The sequence below is a fragment of the Bartonella sp. TT121SHDZB genome (assembly GCF_042193415.1).
Taxonomy (GTDB): domain Bacteria; phylum Pseudomonadota; class Alphaproteobacteria; order Rhizobiales; family Rhizobiaceae; genus Bartonella.
In genome coordinates this window covers 111,738-129,955 of sequence record NZ_JBHILR010000005.1, presented here as the reverse complement: position 1 = coordinate 129,955, position 18,218 = coordinate 111,738, and the positions used below count along the sequence as shown (strand labels likewise).

The following is an 18,218-nucleotide window of genomic DNA, read 5'->3' as shown; positions in this document are numbered from 1 at the left end:
TTAAAACATCCCCTCTCTAAGCTTAAAGTTTTACATATAAAGATGCTTGATTTAACCCTATATAAATTAGCCAACCAAGCAGGAATGATTTAACAAAATAAAATCATAGAGAAACCATATTAAACATGATAAAATCAGTCAAGAAAAAAGTTGCAATTTCAGAATAGCTTGTTTTAATGAGGTGAAATACCAATATTGTACTTAGAATAGTGGCGGAAGAAACGATGAGCTTTGCAAATACGAGGCAGTTATCAACTCTTTGGATTGGGGCATTTATTGGTGCTCTTTCTTTGCATATAGCATTGGGAGCAAAGTTTTATTTTCGAAATACTGGTGTGAATAATGGTATGCTCTCGTCAACGGTTATGCTAACTCTTGCCCAAGAGGCTTTATATCTAGATGTTGATATAGATTCGTCGAATCCAGATCATGGTACAGATTTATCAAGTGTCAGCACAGAATCAGAACAGTTGCAGCCAGATTTTGCAGAGCAAGAGCCAGAGATATTGGAAACAGTGGAGGAAGTTCAACCGGAAGAGCTCCAGCATACTGTAGGAAAAGATGATTTTGCAGTAAAATCTCTGGAAGAATCTCTTCCTCAAAAAGTAGAAGATACAATATTTGAAAAAAAAACGATACCGATACCAAAAGCAGTTGTGAAACTGCCGTCTGCAAAGTCCATGCGTTCATCTACCGCTAGACAAAGCGGCAGTACAGCTGCACTTGAAGATATATTGTTAATGGAGTGGTTAGCAAAGGTACAGTCACAATTAGAAAGGCAAAAGAATTATGTTGTGGGACAGCGTACCAGTTGGGTAAAAGGAACGGTGAAGTTAGAATTTAAGGTGCATAAGCAGGGGAATATTTTTTCTAGCCGTGTTGTTGCTTCTGCTGGTGATCCAGAACTTGATCGATTAGCTATGGCAGCACTTCAACGCGTTGGTTCTTTTCCTCCCCCTCCACCATCAAAAGTCAATAAAATTATCAGAGTATCCTTGATATTTAGCTGATTTTTTATGGGGCTTTGTTCGGATAATATATTGATTATAATGATTGTTTATTATTTTATAATTTGAATAAAAGTTCAAATATAATTCTTTCCAAATCTTTTTGACATTGAAGCAATCAATCACATCCGCTTACGTATGGCACCAATGGGGGCATGGTAGAAATTTTTAAAAAGCAATGAACATACTTCTTATGAATGCTCTAAATGAAAGGGCTATTGCAACAGTGAGAGTTAGGGGATGATAGGGCTAAATGTGACTAATAGATTTTTATACTATTTGTGAGAGAATTTTCATAAGTACTCTTCAGGTATACCGTAGGTATACCGTTGTGAAGTAGATTTAGAAACATGAAAATAAAACAAGAACATATATAAGAAACACATACTATTTGGGCTCTTGGGGTGTTCTGTTTTGTGTGAAGGATAAAAGTTTATATGTAAAAATAGAAACGAAAGGCAATGCTTAAATCTTCATTCTTTAAAAGATATTGTTGTCGATATGTTTGAAAGTCGTAAAGCCGAATGCAAAGGGAAAGGGCAGAAGGGTATTTTTCATCTTTTAAGGCTTTCTAGCCCGATTGAATCTGTTTTTCTGCTTCAGAATTATCCAAACAGATATATACAATAATGCGTTCCTATTTGGTATAGAAATATTGTGAGAAGAAAAAACACTCTCAAAACATGCTGTTGTACAAGATTTGAGTGTTGACTAATAATAAACAGTAAAATATGAGCTATTTGTTTCACTCTATCTTTATATTTATAATCATCTATGATAGTGTTGTTTATACTGAATGAATTCAAATTATCCACTTGCACATTACAAGTAGGGTGGCATATGAGCTGGTATTTAGAAAGAAATAAAAATGCCTCTTAAGAACACTTTCAAATGCTATTTGGGAAGTTCATACATATTATTTTCATCGACCAGAAAGTAGGTCTGTTTTTATATCTATTTTCCCAGTGAGCCTTGCTTTGTAGACACCGTAATTTTCCATGACACGCATCACGTAATTACGTGTTTCTGTATAAGGGATACGTTCAATCCAATCAATGACTTTATCGAGAGGTTGTCCTCGAGGATCGCCATAACGTTTTATCCATTCATTGACGCGACGGGGGCCTGCATTATAGCCAATAAGAGTTAATATATAGGATCCATTAAAACGTTCCAATTGTTCATTGAGAAAATGGGCGCCTAATATCACGTTATAATGAGTATCACTGCTGAATTTTTGAGGAGACCATGCGATTGAGTATTTTTTTGCTAATGCTTTTGCTGTTGTAGGAAGCAATTGGAGTATACCTTGTGCACCTGCTTTTGATATAGCCGTTGGATTAAATTCGCTTTCTTGGCGTGCAATGGCATAGATAAGCGATTTTTCTTCTACAGAAATATGAGCAGAAGCTGGGATAGCTCCCAGAGGATGAGAAAGTGCCCCGACGTTTTTCCCTTGAAAAGCAGCCCTTTTTCCGATTTTGAGGCTGGTATAATAGTCCCCATTTTTTTCTGCCATAACAGCTAGAAGAGCTAACTCACCAGGGCTTTCTATTTTTTTTCCGAGTTCTCTATAAAAGACTTTAGCAAAATCAGCATAGCCGGCTGCTTCAAGACGTTGAATTGCTTTGATTGCTTTTCGTGCACTAAAATGTTGTCGCTCAGCGGTTGTTGGTTTGGGAAAGAAAATTTTAAGCTTTTTTTGGTTAAGTCGTGCAGCGGCTAATTGACCATAGTAAGTTGCACCAAAATGAGCTGCGCGATGAAAGTATTGCTGGGCATTTTTATGTTCTTCTAGCGTTTCTGCTGTTCGTCCCATCCAGTAATATCCACGTGATGCATAAAAAGGTAAAGAAGAGAGTTGAGGAATACGTGAAAAATGCTGCATTGCCAATTTAGGGTTATGAAGAAACCGTAGTGCATACCATCCTGCATGAAACTCAGCATCGACGGCTAATGCAGATGTTATACCAGTGTGCATTGCAACGAGTTGATAAGCAATTTTTGGTTTGTTTAAATCGAGCATTTCACGAGAAAGGGCACGTTGTTCTTTCCACAATGAATGAGGGTTCATAAGGCGGAATGCATCTTTTGATGTTTTCATCATGAGTGCAGCGGCTGCATCATATTGCTCTGTTCGTCGAAGATGGCGTATTCGAGCAAACTGAAAAAGAGGATCTTTTTGCCATGATCTCTCTACCGCTTTTAATTTTTGTGTAGCTCTAGGATCATTTTTTTCAACGGCCACAAATGCATTAAAAAGAGATTGAGCATGGGCTAATTTTGCAACGCGTGCTGCTGAATCAAAACGATGTGCATACAGCATAAACTGCATGCGTTTCAAATGATCAATAGGTTTTAATGCAGCGCTTGCATTTTTAAGAACAAATACTTCTTCTTTTGCATTAAGCTGTGTTTTATGCCACCATGGTGCAATAACGTGTTGAGCACGAGTGGTTTGTCCCGTTGCGATAAGTGCTTTAGCGAAGAGAGCCATCCCTTGTGCTGTTTGGGGCGGGTGATGAGCAAATTTTTGGATGATTGCGCGTGTGACGTTGGTTTCATTAAGAAAAGCACGTTCAGCATTGCGTTGCATCGTTTCTATACCTGGCCATCCTTTTAGCATGTTGATTGCATTAAATATTTCAGAACTTGGTATATTCGCTTGGTTTGACACCCCCAGCGCCCATGTCAAAATATGACGATCAAGGCTATGTGTTTCCATTGAATTTCGAAGATTTATTGTTTTTGCAATATTGTTGTTTGCTAGTGCATCTAGCCCAGCTTTTAGTTGCTGAAGTGTAGCAGTATTGTGTGATGTCGTGTGTATCTGTTGAAGAGATTCTTGAGCTTCTTTTGCGGTAAAGGGAGTAGGGCGAACCAAAGGGATTGGCGCTTTTCCTTGCAAAAGGGGTGTTTGTGCATATGCACTTGAAAATAAAATTCTTACTGCCAGTATAAGTGCAGTAAAGGTTGATACGAAAAGAGAGGTGGAAAATACACGCATAGAGAAAAAACCTTGAGACCTTGCTTTTTGTAAAAACTTAAGGATTTATAGAACACAAGCGTGAAAAACGCGTTAATACAGACGGTTTGTTTTAAAGAAATGTTCAACATTTAAGGAGGGACATTTTCATCTTATGAGGGCTTTTTTTGAAATTCATCTTGCTTCAATGATAGAGCAAGATTATGCTCTATTTAAAATTTATAAAAGGCGATTATAAAAAAAATAAAAGCAAACATTATAGGGAGTTTATCATGCTCAAGGGAGCTATAACTGCGCTTATCACACCGTTTGATAACAAGGGCGCAATTGATGAGAAGGCGTTTTGTAATTTTGTTGAATGGCAGATCACACAAGGGATTAACGGTGTAAGCCCTGTTGGGACAACAGGTGAATCAGCAACGTTAAGTCATGAGGAACATAAGCGGATTATAGAATTGTGTGTTGAGCAGGTTGCAAAGCGTGTTCCTGTTGTTGCTGGAGCGGGATCAAATAGCACAAGCGAGGCTGTAGAGCTTGCACAATACGCGCAAAAAGCTGGTGCAGATGCAGTTTTGGTTGTCACTCCCTATTATAATAGACCAAATCAATCTGGTTTATACAAGCATTTTTCTTCCATTGCCAAAGCTGTTTCTATTCCAATTATAATTTATAATATTCCTGGTCGTTCTATTATCGATATGGCTGTAGAAACGATGAAAGACCTTTATCAAGATTTTAACAATATCATTGGTGTTAAGGATGCAACGAGCAGAATTGAGCGCGTTAGTGAACAAGGTGAAAAGTGTGGAAAAGATTTTGTGCAGCTTTCCGGTGATGATTGTACGGCGTTAGGTTTTAATGCACATGGAGGTATGGGGTGTATTTCAGTTTCCTCTAATGTTGCTCCAAAGCTTTGTGCAGAGCTTCAAGCCGCTTGTTTTCGTGGTGATTATAAAACAGCACGAGAATTAAATGATCGCTTGATGCCTCTTAATCGTGCTGTGTTTATTGAACCTAGTCCAGCAGGTATTAAATATGCTGCTGCAAAATTAGGGTTTTGTGGTGATACTGTGCGTTCTCCTATTGTTCCATTAACAGAAAGAACAAAAAAGATTATTGATGCAGCCCTCAGTCATGCTGGTCTTTTAAAAGCGTAAAATGATATTGACAAAGCCATGAATAAAAAAAAGAACGCGCCCGTACGGAAAATAATTGCTGACAATCGTAAAGCACGTTTTAATTTTGAAATTCTCGATAATCTTGAGGCGGGTCTTGTTCTTCAGGGAGCGGAAGTAAAGTCTTTACGTTCCAATCACGCCAATATTGCTGAAAGCTATGCGAGTTTTGAAAATGGGGAATTATGGTTAGTAAACAGCTATATTCCTGAATATACGCAGGCTAATCGTTTTAATCATGAACCACGACGTTTGCGCAAATTATTACTTTCAAAACGTGAGATGGCACGTTTTTTTAATGCAACGTCTCGAGAAGGAATGACACTTGTTCCTCTCAAACTTTATTTTAATGAACGAGGACGCGTTAAGTTGGAGATTGCTCTAGCGCGTGGGAAAAAGCTTCATGATAAGCGCGAAACGGAAAAAAAACGTGATTGGGGTCGAGAAAAAGCAAGACTTTTAAAAAGATATGGATGATGAGATATGAGGTAGATATCCTTTATTTATAGGGCTTTTAAAATAGTTTTAGCATTGATCTAAGTATGTTTTTGCTGCTTGAAAAATTTGGTGAAACATAGTGTCTGTCAAGCGGCCAGTATTCGTATTATAACGAGAACAGTGATAACTTGAAAAGATGCGTAATCTGCCAATATTATTGATTTCACCATGTCCAAAAGGATGAGCTAAAACTTTTGCATTAAGGGCACGTATCGTTGAATGGTGTGCAATGGTGCCTAAGGTGATAACGGCTTTAAGTTTGGGAAGATTTGTTAAAAGAGGTGAGAAGAAATAACGGCATGTGTTAATTTCTGCAGCTGTGGGTTTATTTTCTGGTGGAACACAACGAACAGAGTTAACAATTGCTGCATCAATAAGTTCAAGAGTATCGTCTGCTCTTTCTTCAAAGGTTCCTTGGGCAAAACCAAACTTTTTTAAAGTTGAATAAAGTAAGTGCCCAGCATAATCACCAGTAAATGGACGTCCAGTTCGATTTGCTCCGCGTAATCCAGGAGCAAGCCCAACAATAAGAAGGCGTGTTGTGTTTGGCCCTTTATAAGGAAAGAATGGGCGCACCGGTGCGTTATACCAACTTGGTTCTTTTATACGCCAGTCAGCGATAAACTGATGAAGCCTAGGGCATAAATTGCAATTTTGGGGTGGTTCTGGGCAAAGCGATGTTAATTGGCTATTCATGGTGTTAGGCATCAATCGGTTTTCTATTTTTTTGAGTCTTTTATAGCGTATATGACGGGTTATGTGTTGATAAACACATCTATAATGAATATAAATAAACTTTTTTAGAAGAAAGTTTAATATAAACTTATTGCTCATTATTATGTTAAAGAGAGGCAATATTTTCTTATTCGATGAATAGATGAATAAGAGTGCAATACATATGATGTTCAAAGAAAAAAGTTCTGTCTTTAATAAAATTATCGTAAAAAATGTGCATAAGGCTATTGTTATTGCAAAAGAATTTAAAGAGCTAGTGTTCCTTTTAAAAAGATAAAAACTCCAAAGAGGTATTTTGTCGAGAAATACCTTTTTGGTTTAGATCCAATCTATTGGAATGCTTTTAAGAGCAGCTTTGATAACGAGCGTGAATAGGTTATAGATTTTTTATAAAAATTTCCAACAATTTACTTAAATTAAGTTTTTTAAGCAAAAAATATGAGAGTCTGTGTTGTTTTTCTTGTGTTTTATTTTGATTATTGTATATAATTCTCTATCCGCTATTAAATTTTTTTATTTGAGAAAGAGGCATAAATGGCCCGCGTAACGGTAGAAGATTGTATTGATAAAGTTGATAACCGCTTTGAATTGGTACTTTTAGCAGGTCATCGGGCGCGTCAGATTTCACAAGGGGCGCAGATTACGGTTGATCGTGATAATGATAAAAATCCAGTTGTTGCTCTGCGTGAAATAGCAGAAGAGACATTATCGCCTGCTGATTTAAAGGAAGATCTTATTCATTCTATGCAAAAGCATGTGGAAGTAGATGAGCCAGAAATGGCAAATGAATTTATTACCCATTCAAGTGAAGCTGAAAGTGTTTTTAATATATCCTCGCAAGAAGAAGACACTTCATTTGATCATATGTCAGAAGAAGAGCTTTTAGCAGGTATTGAAGGTTTGGTTGTTCCAGAAAAAAGTGAGGATTATTAATTCCGGTGATTTATATTACAGGAGTAAATATACCTTTTTATTTAAGGAACAGTTATTTTTCTTGTCTTTGTCTTGATAAGATATTCATGTTCAATAATGATTAGGGGTGTAAAAAAATAAAGGATATGCTCGTATGATGCGTCAGTGTGAGCTTGTTGGGCGTGTTAAACGTTACAAGTCTGACGTAGATGAAGCTCTTTTAAACAGAGCATATGATTATGCGATGAGAAAGCATGCACATCAAAAACGTGCGTCAGGTGATCTTTATTTTTCTCATCCGTTAGAGGTTGCTGCTATTTTGACAGATATGCGGTTGGATGAGGCAACGATTGCTGTTGCTCTTTTGCATGATACAATTGAAGATACAAGCGCTACACGAGCAGAAATTGATCAGCTTTTTGGTTCTGAAATTGGGAAGTTGGTTGAAGGGCTTACAAAGCTTAATAAGCTTGATCTTGTGTCAAAGAAAGCTGTACAGGCAGAAAATCTTCGTAAACTTCTTATTGCTATTTCTGATGATGTTCGTGTTCTTTTAGTCAAACTTGCTGACCGTCTTCATAATATGCGTACCCTTGGTGTTATGCGTGATGATAAACGTCGGCGAATTGCTGAGGAGACGATGGATATCTATGCGCCACTTGCAGGCCGTATGGGTATGCAGGATATGCGTGAGGAATTAGAGGATCTCTCTTTCTTTTATTTAAATCCAGAAGGTCATCGTACGATTACCAATCGACTTTCTGAGTTATTGAAACACAATCGTGATTTGCTTTCCACAATTGAAAATGAATTGACAAAACTTTTTTTCGAGAATGGCATTAAAGCAGATGTTAAAAGCCGTCAGAAAAAATCCTATTCAGTCTTTCGCAAAATGGAAAGTAAAGCACTTTCTTTTGAGCAGTTATCGGATATTTTTGGATTTCGTGTGATTGTTGAAACAGTCAATGATTGTTATCGTTCTCTTGGTGTAATCCATACGACATGGCCGGTGGTTCCTGGTCGTTTTAAAGATTATATCTCTATACCAAAGCAAAATGATTATCGTTCTATTCATACAACAATTGTGGGCCCTTCGAGACAACGCGTTGAATTGCAAATTAGAACGGCTGCTATGGATGAAGTTGCTGAATATGGGGTTGCTGCTCATTCCATCTATAAAGAGCATGGTTCCAATTATTCGACTTCGAAGTTATCAAGCGAAACGAATGCCTATGCATGGTTGCGTCAAACGATACAATCTTTGTCTGATGGAGATAATCCTGAAGAATTTTTAGAACATACAAAACTTGAGCTTTTTCAAGACCAAGTTTTTTGTTTTACGCCGAAAGGTCGATTAATTGCTTTTCCTAAAGGAGCTACGCCTATTGATTTTGCTTATGCTGTCCATACAGACATTGGTGATTCTTGTGTGGGCGTAAAAATTAATGGTCGTATTATGCCTTTAATGACCAAATTAAAAAATGGTGATGAGGTTGATATTATTCGCTCACACGCTCAAATTCCGCCAGCAGCATGGGAATTTCTTGTTGTCACAGGTAAAGCACGTTCAGCTATTCGACGAGCAAGTCGTGCAGCGGTACGTAAACAATATTCGGGCTTAGGATATCGTATTCTCGAGCGTTCATTTGAATATATGGGAAAGCAATTTTCAAAAGACCTTTTGAAGAAAGTTTTGCCACGTTTAGCACGTAAAGATGTCGAGGATGTATTGGCTGCTGTTGGGCGTGGAGAGCTGTTTTCCGCTGATGTGATTAAAGCGGTTTATCCTGATTATCAAGATCACCGTGTAGTACAAAAGTCCTCTTTTAAGCCTGGGGAAGAAGGTTGGTTTAATATTGAAAATGCTCAAGGTATGATTTTTAAAGTTCCAGAAAATGAAAAGAATGCAATGGTCGAGAATCATCAATCTAAAGCCTTGCCTATTAGAGGAACCCGTGGAGATATACCCGTACGTTTTTCACCGGAAGGAGCAGTACCTGGAGATCGGATTGTTGGTATTATGCAGCCAGGAGCAGGGATCGTTATTTATCCAATACAGTCTTCAGCTTTGATGGCGTATGATGATCAGCCAGAACGATGGATTGATGTCCGCTGGGATATTGATGCCCAAATGAATGAACGTTTTCCTGCACGGATGAATATTTTGGTTGTAAATAGTCCTGGTTCTTTGGCTGAAATTACACAAATAATTTCTGCTAACGATGCCAATATCCAAAATTTATCTTTTATCCGTACAGCACCAGATTTTACAGAAATTATGATTGATTTGGAAGTGTGGGATTTAAAACATTTGAATCGTATTTTTTCTCAGTTAAAAGAGGCAGGTTCAGTCAGTACAGTACGGCGGGTTCATGGATAAAAAGAAAGATTTTGCAATGAATACACAAGATGTCATTGATATTTTTAAACAAGCAGATGCCATTCTAGAAGGGCATTTTATTTTAACATCGGGGCGCCATAGTGCGATTTATATGCAAAAAGCGAAAGTATTCATGCATGCTGACTTGACGGAAAAGTTATGTCGTGGATTGGCTGAAAAAATCAAAACATTTATCGATGGAAAAATTGATTATGTTGTTGGTCCCGCAATTGGCGGTCTTATTCCTTCCTATGAAACTTCACGTCACCTTGGTGTTCCTTCTCTTTGGGTAGAGCGTGTAAATGGCATCTTTGAATTGCGTCGTTTTGAAATCAAGAAGGGGGCACGGGTTGTTATTGTTGAAGATATTGTGACAACGGGTCTTTCCATTCGAGAGACTGTTGAAGCGCTTGTTGCAGCAGGAGCAGAGGTATTGGCCAGTGCATGTATTCTTGATCGTTCTGGTGGTAAGGTCAATGTTGGAGTTCCATTGATTGCGCTTGCTGAATACGAGATAACCTCTTATGCTAGTGATGCACTGCCTGCAGAGCTTTCTGTTCTTCCAGCGATTAAGCCAGGCAGCCGAAATATTTAATTGTTGTTCTATTTTTTTGTACAAAAGCTTAAAAAGATTAATTTGGATGATATAGATTATTTCATTATCAAAAGATGTATAGTGAGAGTCATATGCTTTTTCGTCGTCGAGAACCAATAGATTTTGTAACGCGTATTCGACTTTGGTTATGGCCACGTCGTTCATTTTCTCGCTCATTTTGCTACATACATAAACGTATTTTGCGTATATCAGCAACACCGCATGAAGTAGCATTAGGGGTTGCTGTTGGCGTTTTTTTAGCTTGTTCACCTTTCTTTGGGCTGCATATTATTTTGGCAATATTTTTTTCTTGGCTTTTGCGTGCAAACTTTGCTGCTGCAATCATTGGGACGGTTTTTTCTAATCCACTCACATTTTTATTGATTATCATGGCTGATTACAAAGTAGGGTATTTTTGTTTATCGTTTTTTAGCGATGTCAAAGAGATTTCTCTTTCGCAAATTCGTGCTCTATTTAATGGTTTGACATTGTCAAATCTCTCTCTCCTCTTTAAAGGCGCATGGGACACAATTATGAGTCCTATGATTTTAGGGGGAACTCTTTTAGGTATTATTTTTGGTGGTTTATCTTATATAGGTGTTTACAGAGCAACGGTTCGTTTTAAACAAAAGCGATATCAAAAGATTATAAAAAAAAGGCGTTTAAAGAAGCGTTCATCGCCTGTATTAAAACAGAAATAAATTTAAGAAAGATCGGGTAATATCTTATGATTATTGGTCTTGGAAATGATCTGGTTGATATACGACGTATTGAGAAAATGTTGATTCGTTATGGTGAGCGTTTTATCCAACGTATTTTTACGGATATTGAAAGAAATAGATCTGAAAATCTCAAAAAAAGCTCCTCTTCCTATGCAAAAAGATTTGCTGCTAAAGAAGCATGTGCTAAAGCCTTAGGAACGGGAATCGCTTGTGGTATCAATTGGAAAGACATGGGGGTAGTTAATTTGCCATCTGGTAAACCAACAATGCAATTAACAAATCGTGCGCAAGTGCAACTTCAAAAATTATTACCTCCTCATCATGAGGCAGTTATTCATCTTAGTATAACAGATGATTTTCCTTGGGCACAGGCATTTATTATTATTGAAGCACTTCCACGTGGATAGACGGTGTGAGAGATTGTGCTTTTGTTATTTGAATATTATGATGAAAAAAAGTTATATCTGGTGATGAGAAGGCAGTTGGTGATGATCGAAAAAGATAAAGTGCATAAAAAAGGTGGGATTCGTGAATTTATTTCTGTTTTAATACAGGCTCTGCTTTTAGCAGCGTTTATTCGGACACTTTTTTTTCAGCCGTTTAGTATTCCTTCTGGTTCAATGCGTCCGACTTTGCTTGTGGGGGATTATCTGTTTGTTTCTAAGTATGCATATGGGTATTCTCATTTTTCCCTTCCCTTTTCTCCTCCCCTTTTTTCTGGACGTATTTGGGCATCTCAACCTCGACGTGGAGATGTAGTCGTTTTTCGCTTACCAAGTAATCCGAAGATTGATTATATAAAACGCGTTGTTGGGTTACCAGGTGATCGTATACAAGTCCGTCAAAGTGTCCTTTATATTAATGATGAGGCTGTTTCACGTCACTTTATAGGGGAGATTGATAATTCTGATATAACAGAGGTTAACTATCCTGTTGAGGTTTATCGCGAGACAATGCCTAACGGTGTTAGTTATGATACACTTGATTTAGCTTTCATCCCAAAAGTTGATGATACAAAAGTCTTTGAAGTTCCTCAAGGACATTACTTTATGATGGGAGATAACCGCGACAATTCAGATGATAGTCGTTTAGATGTAGGCTATGTTCCAGAAGAAAATCTTATTGGTCGCGCGAGCGTGATTTTCTTTTCTATCAGTAATGGTTCAAGTGCTTGGCAGATTTGGCGCTGGCCATTTGATGTGCGTTGGAAGCGTTTGTTTTCTTTCATAAATACGGTTCATGATTTGCCGCTTATCAAGCAAGGAAACAACGATGAAACGTCTCATAATTGATCAGCTTTTCAAGCTGACGGGGCATCGTTTTAAAGATGAAGAGAGATTAAAAAGGGCATTAACACATTCAAGTGTACAAGATTCGGAACAGGGGAATTATGAACGATTAGAGTTTCTAGGTGATCGGGTTTTAGGGCTTTTGATTGCAGAGATGCTGTATCAACTTTTTCCTCAGGCAAGTGAAGGTGAATTATCAGTCCGTTTGAATCATCTGGTCAATGCGCAGACATGTGCTGATATTGCGCGCGAAATGAGGCTGCCTGATATGATCCATGTCGGGTTTGAGATGAAAAATTTTGAGGGGCGTCGACTCATCAATATGCATGCAGATGTCGTGGAAGCTTTGATTGCCGTAATATATCTCGATGGAGGCTTGGAAAGCGTTCGCCCTTTTATTCAAAAATATTGGCAAAGTCGGGCAAAGAAAATGGATGCTGGTCGACGTGATGCCAAGACAGAATTACAGGAATGGGCGCATATCCAAGGCAATGCACAACCACATTATCAGGTTATCAAACGTTCAGGTCCAGATCACGATCCTGTTTTTATGGTAGAGGTCAGTATTTCTGGGTTTGCTTCAGAAATTGGGCAGGGAAGCTCCAAAAGATATGCCGAAAGAATGGCAGCTGAAAAAATTTTGCGACGAGAGGGGGTATGGAAAACAGTGGGAAAAAATGATCATGAGTGACGTTATGAAAACGCGTTCTGGGTTTGTTGTGCTTATTGGGATGCCTAATGCCGGTAAATCGACACTGGTTAATCAATTGGTTGGAACAAAGGTTTCAATTGTAACGCATAAGGTACAAACAACACGAACTTTAATCCGCGGTATTGTCATTCATGATGATGTGCAAATTGTGTTGGTCGATACACCGGGTGTTTTTCGTCCCCATAAGCGCTTAGAACGAGCCATGGTCTCTGCTGCTTGGGGAGGGGCTAAGAGCGCTGATGTTCTACTCGTTTTAATCGACGCTCAAAATGGTCTTTCGGATGAAGTTGATATGATGTTAGATATTGTAAACAATCTGAAACAAGAAAAAGTTCTTGTTCTTAATAAGGTTGATACAGTTGTTAAATCATCTCTTCTAGCGTTAACCACTAAAATAAATGAACGTGTAAAGTTTGCGCAAACATTTATGATTTCTGCTCTAAACGGTTCTGGTTGCAAGGATTTACTTCATGCGTTGAGTAACATGATGCAGGAGGGGCCATGGTATTATCCGGAAGATCAAATTTCTGATATGCCCATGCGTCATCTTGCTGCTGAAATTACGCGTGAAAAACTTTTTCTTCGTCTTCATGATGAACTTCCTTATTCCTCAACGGTTGAAACAGAAAGCTGGGAAGGGCGTTCAGACGGTTCCGTTAAAATTAATCAAGTTATTTATGTCGAGCGTGAGAGTCAGAAAAAAATTGTTTTAGGAGCAAAAGGCGGTACAATTAAAGCGATTGGTCAAGCTGCCCGCAAGGAACTCATGGAAATTATGGATCAAAAAGTTCATCTTTTTCTCTTTGTGAAAGTGCGCGATAATTGGGATACCGATCCAGAACGTTATCGTGAAATGGGATTGGATTTTTTAAAATAAGATTTTTAAAAAATAATTAAAGTAAAATGAAGTGGAAAGAACAAGCCGTTATTCTTGGTACACGCCAATATGGTGAGACAAGTGTTATTCTTGAGATCATGACACGTGAACGCGGTCGTTATATGGGAGTGGTAAAGGGAGGGCGGTCGCGTCGTATGACAGCTCTTCTTCAACCTGGCAATTTTGTTGAGGCTGAATGGTGGGCGCGTTTAGACGAACATTTGGGACTTTTTCGGCTTGAAGCTCTTGATTTACACGCAGCACGATTAATCTGTCTACCAGAAGCGCTTTATGCTTTGCAATTGATAGCTTTTCATTTACGGCTTCTTCCCGAGCGTGATCCCCACCCCATTTTATATGATATTTTACACCTTTTTATGCAGAACTTTGATGAACCATTTGTAAATGCGGAATTGCTGGTACGTTTTGAAATGCGGCTTCTTGAAGAACTTGGTTTTGGTCTTGATTTATCTTGTTGTGCTGCAACAGGTCGTCAGGAAAAGCTCTATTACGTATCGCCAAAATCTGGACGGGCTGTTTGTGAAGAAGCGGGAGAACCTTGGAAAAAAAAGCTCTTCATTCTCCCACAGTTTCTTGTGCAAAGAGCAACCCGTCCTGCTGATTTTAGTGACATAATCAATGGTTTTATACTAACAGGTTTTTTTCTTATGCGTTATGTTTGGGAGCCACGAGATATAAAGCAGCCGTCAGTGCGCATAAATTTGATACAATTGTTTAAGCGACGATTTGGTATGTAAGCGGTAATTTGTTGATCTGATAATAATTGAATAGAATGGAAAAATGAAAATTTTAAAGACAATTGCTGAAGTTCGCCGATATACTTCAGAGGCGCGACGTTTAGGTCTTTCGATTGGTTTTGTTCCAACAATGGGGGCGTTACATGACGGTCATCTTGCATTAGTACAGTGTGCAAGGGCAGAGTGTGATCGCGTATTGGTGTCTATTTTTGTCAATCCGAAGCAATTTGGACCGCATGAAGATTTTTCTCAATATCCAAGAGATTTGCAAGGCGATTGTGCTTTGTTAAAAGAAGCTGGTGTTGAATGGGTTTTTGCTCCTTCTGTCGATGAAATGTGGCCACTGGGGAATGATACAATTGTACAAGTGAAAAAATTATCACGTATTTTGATGGGAAAATTACGTCCGGGGCATTTTTGTGGTGTAACAAGCGTTGTTGCTAAACTTTTTAACATTGTCCAACCAGATAAGGCTTTTTTTGGGGAAAAGGATTTTCAACAAATTTTAATTATTCGGCGTATGGTTGAAGATTTGGCTTTTCCTATTGAAATCGTTGGAGTTCCTATTCTACGGGAGTCAGATGGTGTAGCGTGTTCTTCACGCAATCAGCTTTTAACATTAGAAGATCGTAAAGCTGCCAAAATTATTCCTGAAAGTGGAAAAGCTGCTGAAAAGCTTTATCATGAAGGTGAACGGTCGGTTGATAAATTATGCAAAACTGTTCGTGATATTTTACAACAAGAAACGCGTGCAATCATTGAAGCGATAGATTTACGGGATATGGAAACTTTATGCGTGGTTAAAGGAACATTGAATAAACCGGCGGTTTTACTCCTTACTGTCCGCTTTGGTGAGGTAAGGCTGATTGATCAATATATATTGCAAGAGAAGGGTGGAAAATGAGTGTACATAAAACCGTAAAGCGTATAACATCTTCCGAAATACGTGCACGAAAGGGACAACAGCCAATTGTTTCTTTAACAGCTTATCAAGCTTATACTGCGCGGATTGCTGATCCATATTGCGATATCCTTTTGGTTGGTGATAGCGTTGGGATGGTTGTGTATGGGTTTGAGACAACGCTTCCTGTTAATTTAGATATGATGATTTTACACGGGAAAGCCGTGGTGCGAGGGTCTCAAAAAGCTCTTGTTGTTATTGATATGCCTTTTGGGTCTTATGAGGAAAGTCCAGAGCAGGCTTTTTTAAATGCATCGCGCATTCTTGCACAAACGGGGTGTGGTGCAGTTAAGCTTGAAGGTGGTGTTTATATAGCGGAAACAATAGATTTTTTGTGTAAACGTGGCATTCCAGTGATGGGGCATATTGGTCTCACACCCCAGGCAATGAATCGTTTTGGTGGTTTCAAAACACAAGGACGCAAGGAGAGTGATTGGCAAAGAATTGAAGCAGATGGAGCAGCGATTGAAGAGGCAGGTGCTTTTGCTGTTGTTTTAGAAGCAATGGTTGAACCTTTAGCGGTGAAACTGACAGATAAGCTTTCTATCCCTACGATCGGTATAGGGGCGTCCAATCAATGTGATGGGCAAGTATTGGTTATGGAAGATATGTTAGGTTATGGTGCCCATGTACCAAAATTTGTACGCCGTTATGGAGACCTTGAACAAACCATGGAAACTGCAATCAAGAATTATGCAGAGGATGTTACATCTCGTGCTTTCCCAGCAGATAATGAGGTTTATAAACTAAAATAAATTTCAGTTTAAGATGAAAAATTTGAAAAGAAAATATGAGTTGTTTTGATAATGAACGTGCATGATTCCATATATTTTTGTATGTAATTTGAATGCTGTTTTTTTCATTACTTTTATACGTTATGAGCGCATAAATACATATTTTTTGAGGTTTCCGCTGAGAGTATGTTGTAGTAAATCTTTGGGATCGATAATATTTTTGTAAGTTACAGGTTGTAAGAATAGTAATTGTAGAAGTGCAAATTTCATAGAATAATAATAAAAAAGGCGCTGGCTTTATTTTTGTATAAATATATTTGAGCCATGAATGGGGAAAAGCCGCTCTATATTCAATTGTAATGACAAGAAATAGATAATGCGAGGAATCTTAATATGATCTTTGAGTATCTAGCTCATTAAAGCGAATTAAAAATTCTTTTTCAATTTGTTGTGTGGAATAGGGGTATAAATTGAGGTCATCGGGTAAAATATTATTAGGGGGGCCAAAATAACGAAGAGCTTCTTCTGTATTAAATCCGGCAAGCGTGATTGCTTCATAATAGGCAGCAATACGGTCGGCTTGTTTGATTTTTTTTAAAAGTTTTTGAGAAAGATCAACGGGAAGAGAAAAACGCATGTGGATGGCATCTTGGATGCGTTTTTCAGTGTGCTCATATTGTTTTCCTATGACAGCTTTAAAGGGTGAAATCATATCGCCGATGACATATTCCGGTGCATCATGAAGAAGAGCATAAAGACATTCGTTGCACTGTGATTGCGGGAAAAGTTTTTGAAATATTTGTTCAACCACAATTGAATGTTGTGCAACAGAATAAGTGTGTTCTCCACGTGTTTGACCGTTCCAACGTGCCATGCGGGCAAGTCCATGGGCAATATCTTCAATTTCAACATCAAAAGGAGAAGGATTAAGAAGATCAAGTCGCCGTCCAGAAAGCATTCTCTGCCAAGCGCGTGCTTCTCCACTTTTTAATAATTCAGCTTTAGCCATGAGCGTTTTCTATGGTATTTTCAGGAAAGGTAAAATTCATATTTTCAGCAATACTTATAGTGATAGGAATGTTTTTTACAGTAAAGAGGATGTTATGATCCATAGCATCTTTAACGTGGTCAATACGCATTAAAGCAAGAGCCTCATTTTCTACACATGTTCCCAAGTATCCAAGCACTTTTGTTCCTGCTACAATGCTAGATTGAGGAGTTAATTTACACTGACCTTTTACAATCAAAATACGGCGACGTGCTGCCCGGCGGTGGTGCATACGTGAAACAACTTCTTGTCCAATATAACACCCCTTGTTGAATGCAAGTCCATTGATTTGATCGTAATTAATATCATGAGGAAAGACTTTGCCGACTTCATAATCTTGACCACTTTCTGCAATTGCATAACGGATACGCAATTGATTCCATATGTTATGATATTCTGAAGCCAAAAAAGACATTTTACCATAGATTCGTATTATTTTTTCTTTTTCTGGGAAGCGTTTATCAACAAAACTTGAATCAAAATTTAAAGTATCTGATTCATTCTTCCAAGAAACTGTAACAAGCTCTTGGAATGGTTGTGTAATTTCTATTTTTTTACGCAGCTTATAGAGCAACAGGCGCTTGTAGAGCATATCAGCTAAAGGCATCATAATATCAATCAGATAACCATCTTCTTTTTTGCCGATAAGAAAATCAGCAAGAACTTTTCCTTGTGGCGATAAGAGGGCTCCAGGGAAAATTTCTTGTGGGCTGATTTTTTTTACATCTGTCGTTATCAGGGATTGCAGAAAATCTGTTGCTTCTTCACCTGTAATTTGAATAATTCCGCGGTTTTTTAAGCAAATGGCATTTTGTTTTTCAATCATGGT

At 38.2% G+C, this 18,218-nt stretch carries 18 protein-coding genes; 14 read left to right on the top strand and 4 right to left on the bottom strand.

The features are described from left to right. Positions 1 to 224 precede the first annotated feature (224 nt). Positions 225 to 1,010 (top strand): energy transducer TonB, encoded by a 786-nt coding sequence (locus ACFIKI_RS04755; RefSeq protein WP_375665944.1) that lies wholly within the window; start codon positions 225 to 227, stop codon positions 1,008 to 1,010. Between the two features lie 919 nt (positions 1,011 to 1,929). Here the strand turns inward: ACFIKI_RS04755 and ACFIKI_RS04750 are convergent. Then, positions 1,930 to 4,014 (bottom strand): lytic transglycosylase domain-containing protein, encoded by a 2,085-nt coding sequence (locus ACFIKI_RS04750; protein WP_375665942.1) that lies wholly within the window; start codon positions 4,012 to 4,014, stop codon positions 1,930 to 1,932. A gap of 251 nt (positions 4,015 to 4,265) precedes the next feature. Between ACFIKI_RS04750 and dapA the strand changes: the two genes are divergently transcribed. Together dapA and smpB are read left to right on the top strand one after the other, a co-directional pair. Then, a complete protein-coding gene (gene dapA, locus ACFIKI_RS04745) occupies positions 4,266 to 5,150 on the top strand; it encodes a 4-hydroxy-tetrahydrodipicolinate synthase (protein ID WP_375665940.1) in 885 nt (294 codons plus the stop codon). 18 nt (positions 5,151 to 5,168) lie between these two features. After that, on the top strand, positions 5,169 to 5,645 hold the full coding sequence (gene smpB / locus ACFIKI_RS04740) for an SsrA-binding protein SmpB (protein ID WP_375622220.1): 477 nt from the start codon (positions 5,169 to 5,171) through the stop codon (positions 5,643 to 5,645). Between the two features lie 48 nt (positions 5,646 to 5,693). Here the strand turns inward: smpB and ACFIKI_RS04735 are convergent, their stop codons facing one another. Next, positions 5,694 to 6,362, bottom strand: coding sequence for a uracil-DNA glycosylase (locus tag ACFIKI_RS04735; RefSeq protein WP_375665992.1), 669 nt, complete (start codon positions 6,360 to 6,362; stop codon positions 5,694 to 5,696). Between the two features lie 573 nt (positions 6,363 to 6,935). On the opposite strand from ACFIKI_RS04735, the gene rpoZ reads away from it, so the two are divergent. From rpoZ to panB, 11 genes are all read left to right on the top strand, one after another. Then, positions 6,936 to 7,334: a DNA-directed RNA polymerase subunit omega gene (rpoZ, locus tag ACFIKI_RS04730; RefSeq protein WP_375665938.1), complete on the top strand. Its 399-nt coding sequence runs from the start codon at positions 6,936 to 6,938 to the stop codon at positions 7,332 to 7,334. Between the two features lie 133 nt (positions 7,335 to 7,467). Then, entirely contained in the window at positions 7,468 to 9,693 is a 2,226-nt protein-coding gene (locus ACFIKI_RS04725) for a RelA/SpoT family protein (protein WP_375665936.1), read from the top strand. A gap of 16 nt (positions 9,694 to 9,709) precedes the next feature. After that, complete coding sequence (pyrE, locus tag ACFIKI_RS04720; protein ID WP_375665990.1) at positions 9,710 to 10,288, top strand: orotate phosphoribosyltransferase; 579 nt, start codon at positions 9,710 to 9,712, stop codon at positions 10,286 to 10,288. Between the two features lie 92 nt (positions 10,289 to 10,380). Further along, on the top strand, positions 10,381 to 10,989 hold the full coding sequence (locus ACFIKI_RS04715; RefSeq protein ID WP_375665934.1) for a DUF2062 domain-containing protein: 609 nt from the start codon (positions 10,381 to 10,383) through the stop codon (positions 10,987 to 10,989). Between the two features lie 26 nt (positions 10,990 to 11,015). Continuing rightward, positions 11,016 to 11,417, top strand: coding sequence for a holo-ACP synthase (gene acpS / locus ACFIKI_RS04710; RefSeq protein WP_375665932.1), 402 nt, complete (start codon positions 11,016 to 11,018; stop codon positions 11,415 to 11,417). A gap of 81 nt (positions 11,418 to 11,498) precedes the next feature. Beyond that, positions 11,499 to 12,302, top strand: coding sequence for a signal peptidase I (gene lepB / locus ACFIKI_RS04705; protein WP_375665930.1), 804 nt, complete (start codon positions 11,499 to 11,501; stop codon positions 12,300 to 12,302). Then, positions 12,283 to 12,990 carry a ribonuclease III gene (gene rnc / locus ACFIKI_RS04700; RefSeq protein WP_375665928.1) on the top strand — a complete coding sequence of 236 codons (708 nt, stop codon included), beginning with the start codon at positions 12,283 to 12,285 and terminating at the stop codon, positions 12,988 to 12,990. The genes lepB and rnc overlap by 20 nt, the downstream gene beginning before the upstream one ends. Continuing rightward, the gene (gene era / locus ACFIKI_RS04695; protein WP_375665926.1) at positions 12,983 to 13,888 is read left to right on the top strand and encodes a GTPase Era; all 906 of its coding nucleotides are present in this window, start codon (positions 12,983 to 12,985) and stop codon (positions 13,886 to 13,888) included. The genes rnc and era overlap by 8 nt, the downstream gene beginning before the upstream one ends. A gap of 26 nt (positions 13,889 to 13,914) precedes the next feature. Beyond that, positions 13,915 to 14,646: a DNA repair protein RecO gene (gene recO / locus ACFIKI_RS04690; RefSeq protein ID WP_375665924.1), complete on the top strand. Its 732-nt coding sequence runs from the start codon at positions 13,915 to 13,917 to the stop codon at positions 14,644 to 14,646. 43 nt (positions 14,647 to 14,689) lie between these two features. Next, complete coding sequence (gene panC / locus ACFIKI_RS04685) at positions 14,690 to 15,550, top strand: pantoate--beta-alanine ligase (RefSeq protein WP_375665922.1); 861 nt, start codon at positions 14,690 to 14,692, stop codon at positions 15,548 to 15,550. Next, a complete protein-coding gene (gene panB / locus ACFIKI_RS04680) occupies positions 15,547 to 16,362 on the top strand; it encodes a 3-methyl-2-oxobutanoate hydroxymethyltransferase (RefSeq protein ID WP_375665920.1) in 816 nt (271 codons plus the stop codon). The genes panC and panB overlap by 4 nt, the downstream gene beginning before the upstream one ends. Positions 16,363 to 16,729: 367 nt before the next feature. Here panB and ACFIKI_RS04675 read toward each other — a convergent pair whose 3' ends face one another. Together ACFIKI_RS04675 and ACFIKI_RS04670 are read right to left on the bottom strand one after the other, a co-directional pair. Then, positions 16,730 to 17,350, bottom strand: a complete 621-nt coding sequence (locus ACFIKI_RS04675; protein WP_375665918.1) for a YfbR-like 5'-deoxynucleotidase — start codon at positions 17,348 to 17,350, stop codon at positions 16,730 to 16,732. After that, positions 17,343 to 18,215 carry a YgfZ/GcvT domain-containing protein gene (locus ACFIKI_RS04670; RefSeq protein WP_375665916.1) on the bottom strand — a complete coding sequence of 291 codons (873 nt, stop codon included), beginning with the start codon at positions 18,213 to 18,215 and terminating at the stop codon, positions 17,343 to 17,345. Before ACFIKI_RS04670 ends, ACFIKI_RS04675 begins: the two co-directional genes overlap by 8 nt. Positions 18,216 to 18,218 lie beyond the last annotated feature (3 nt).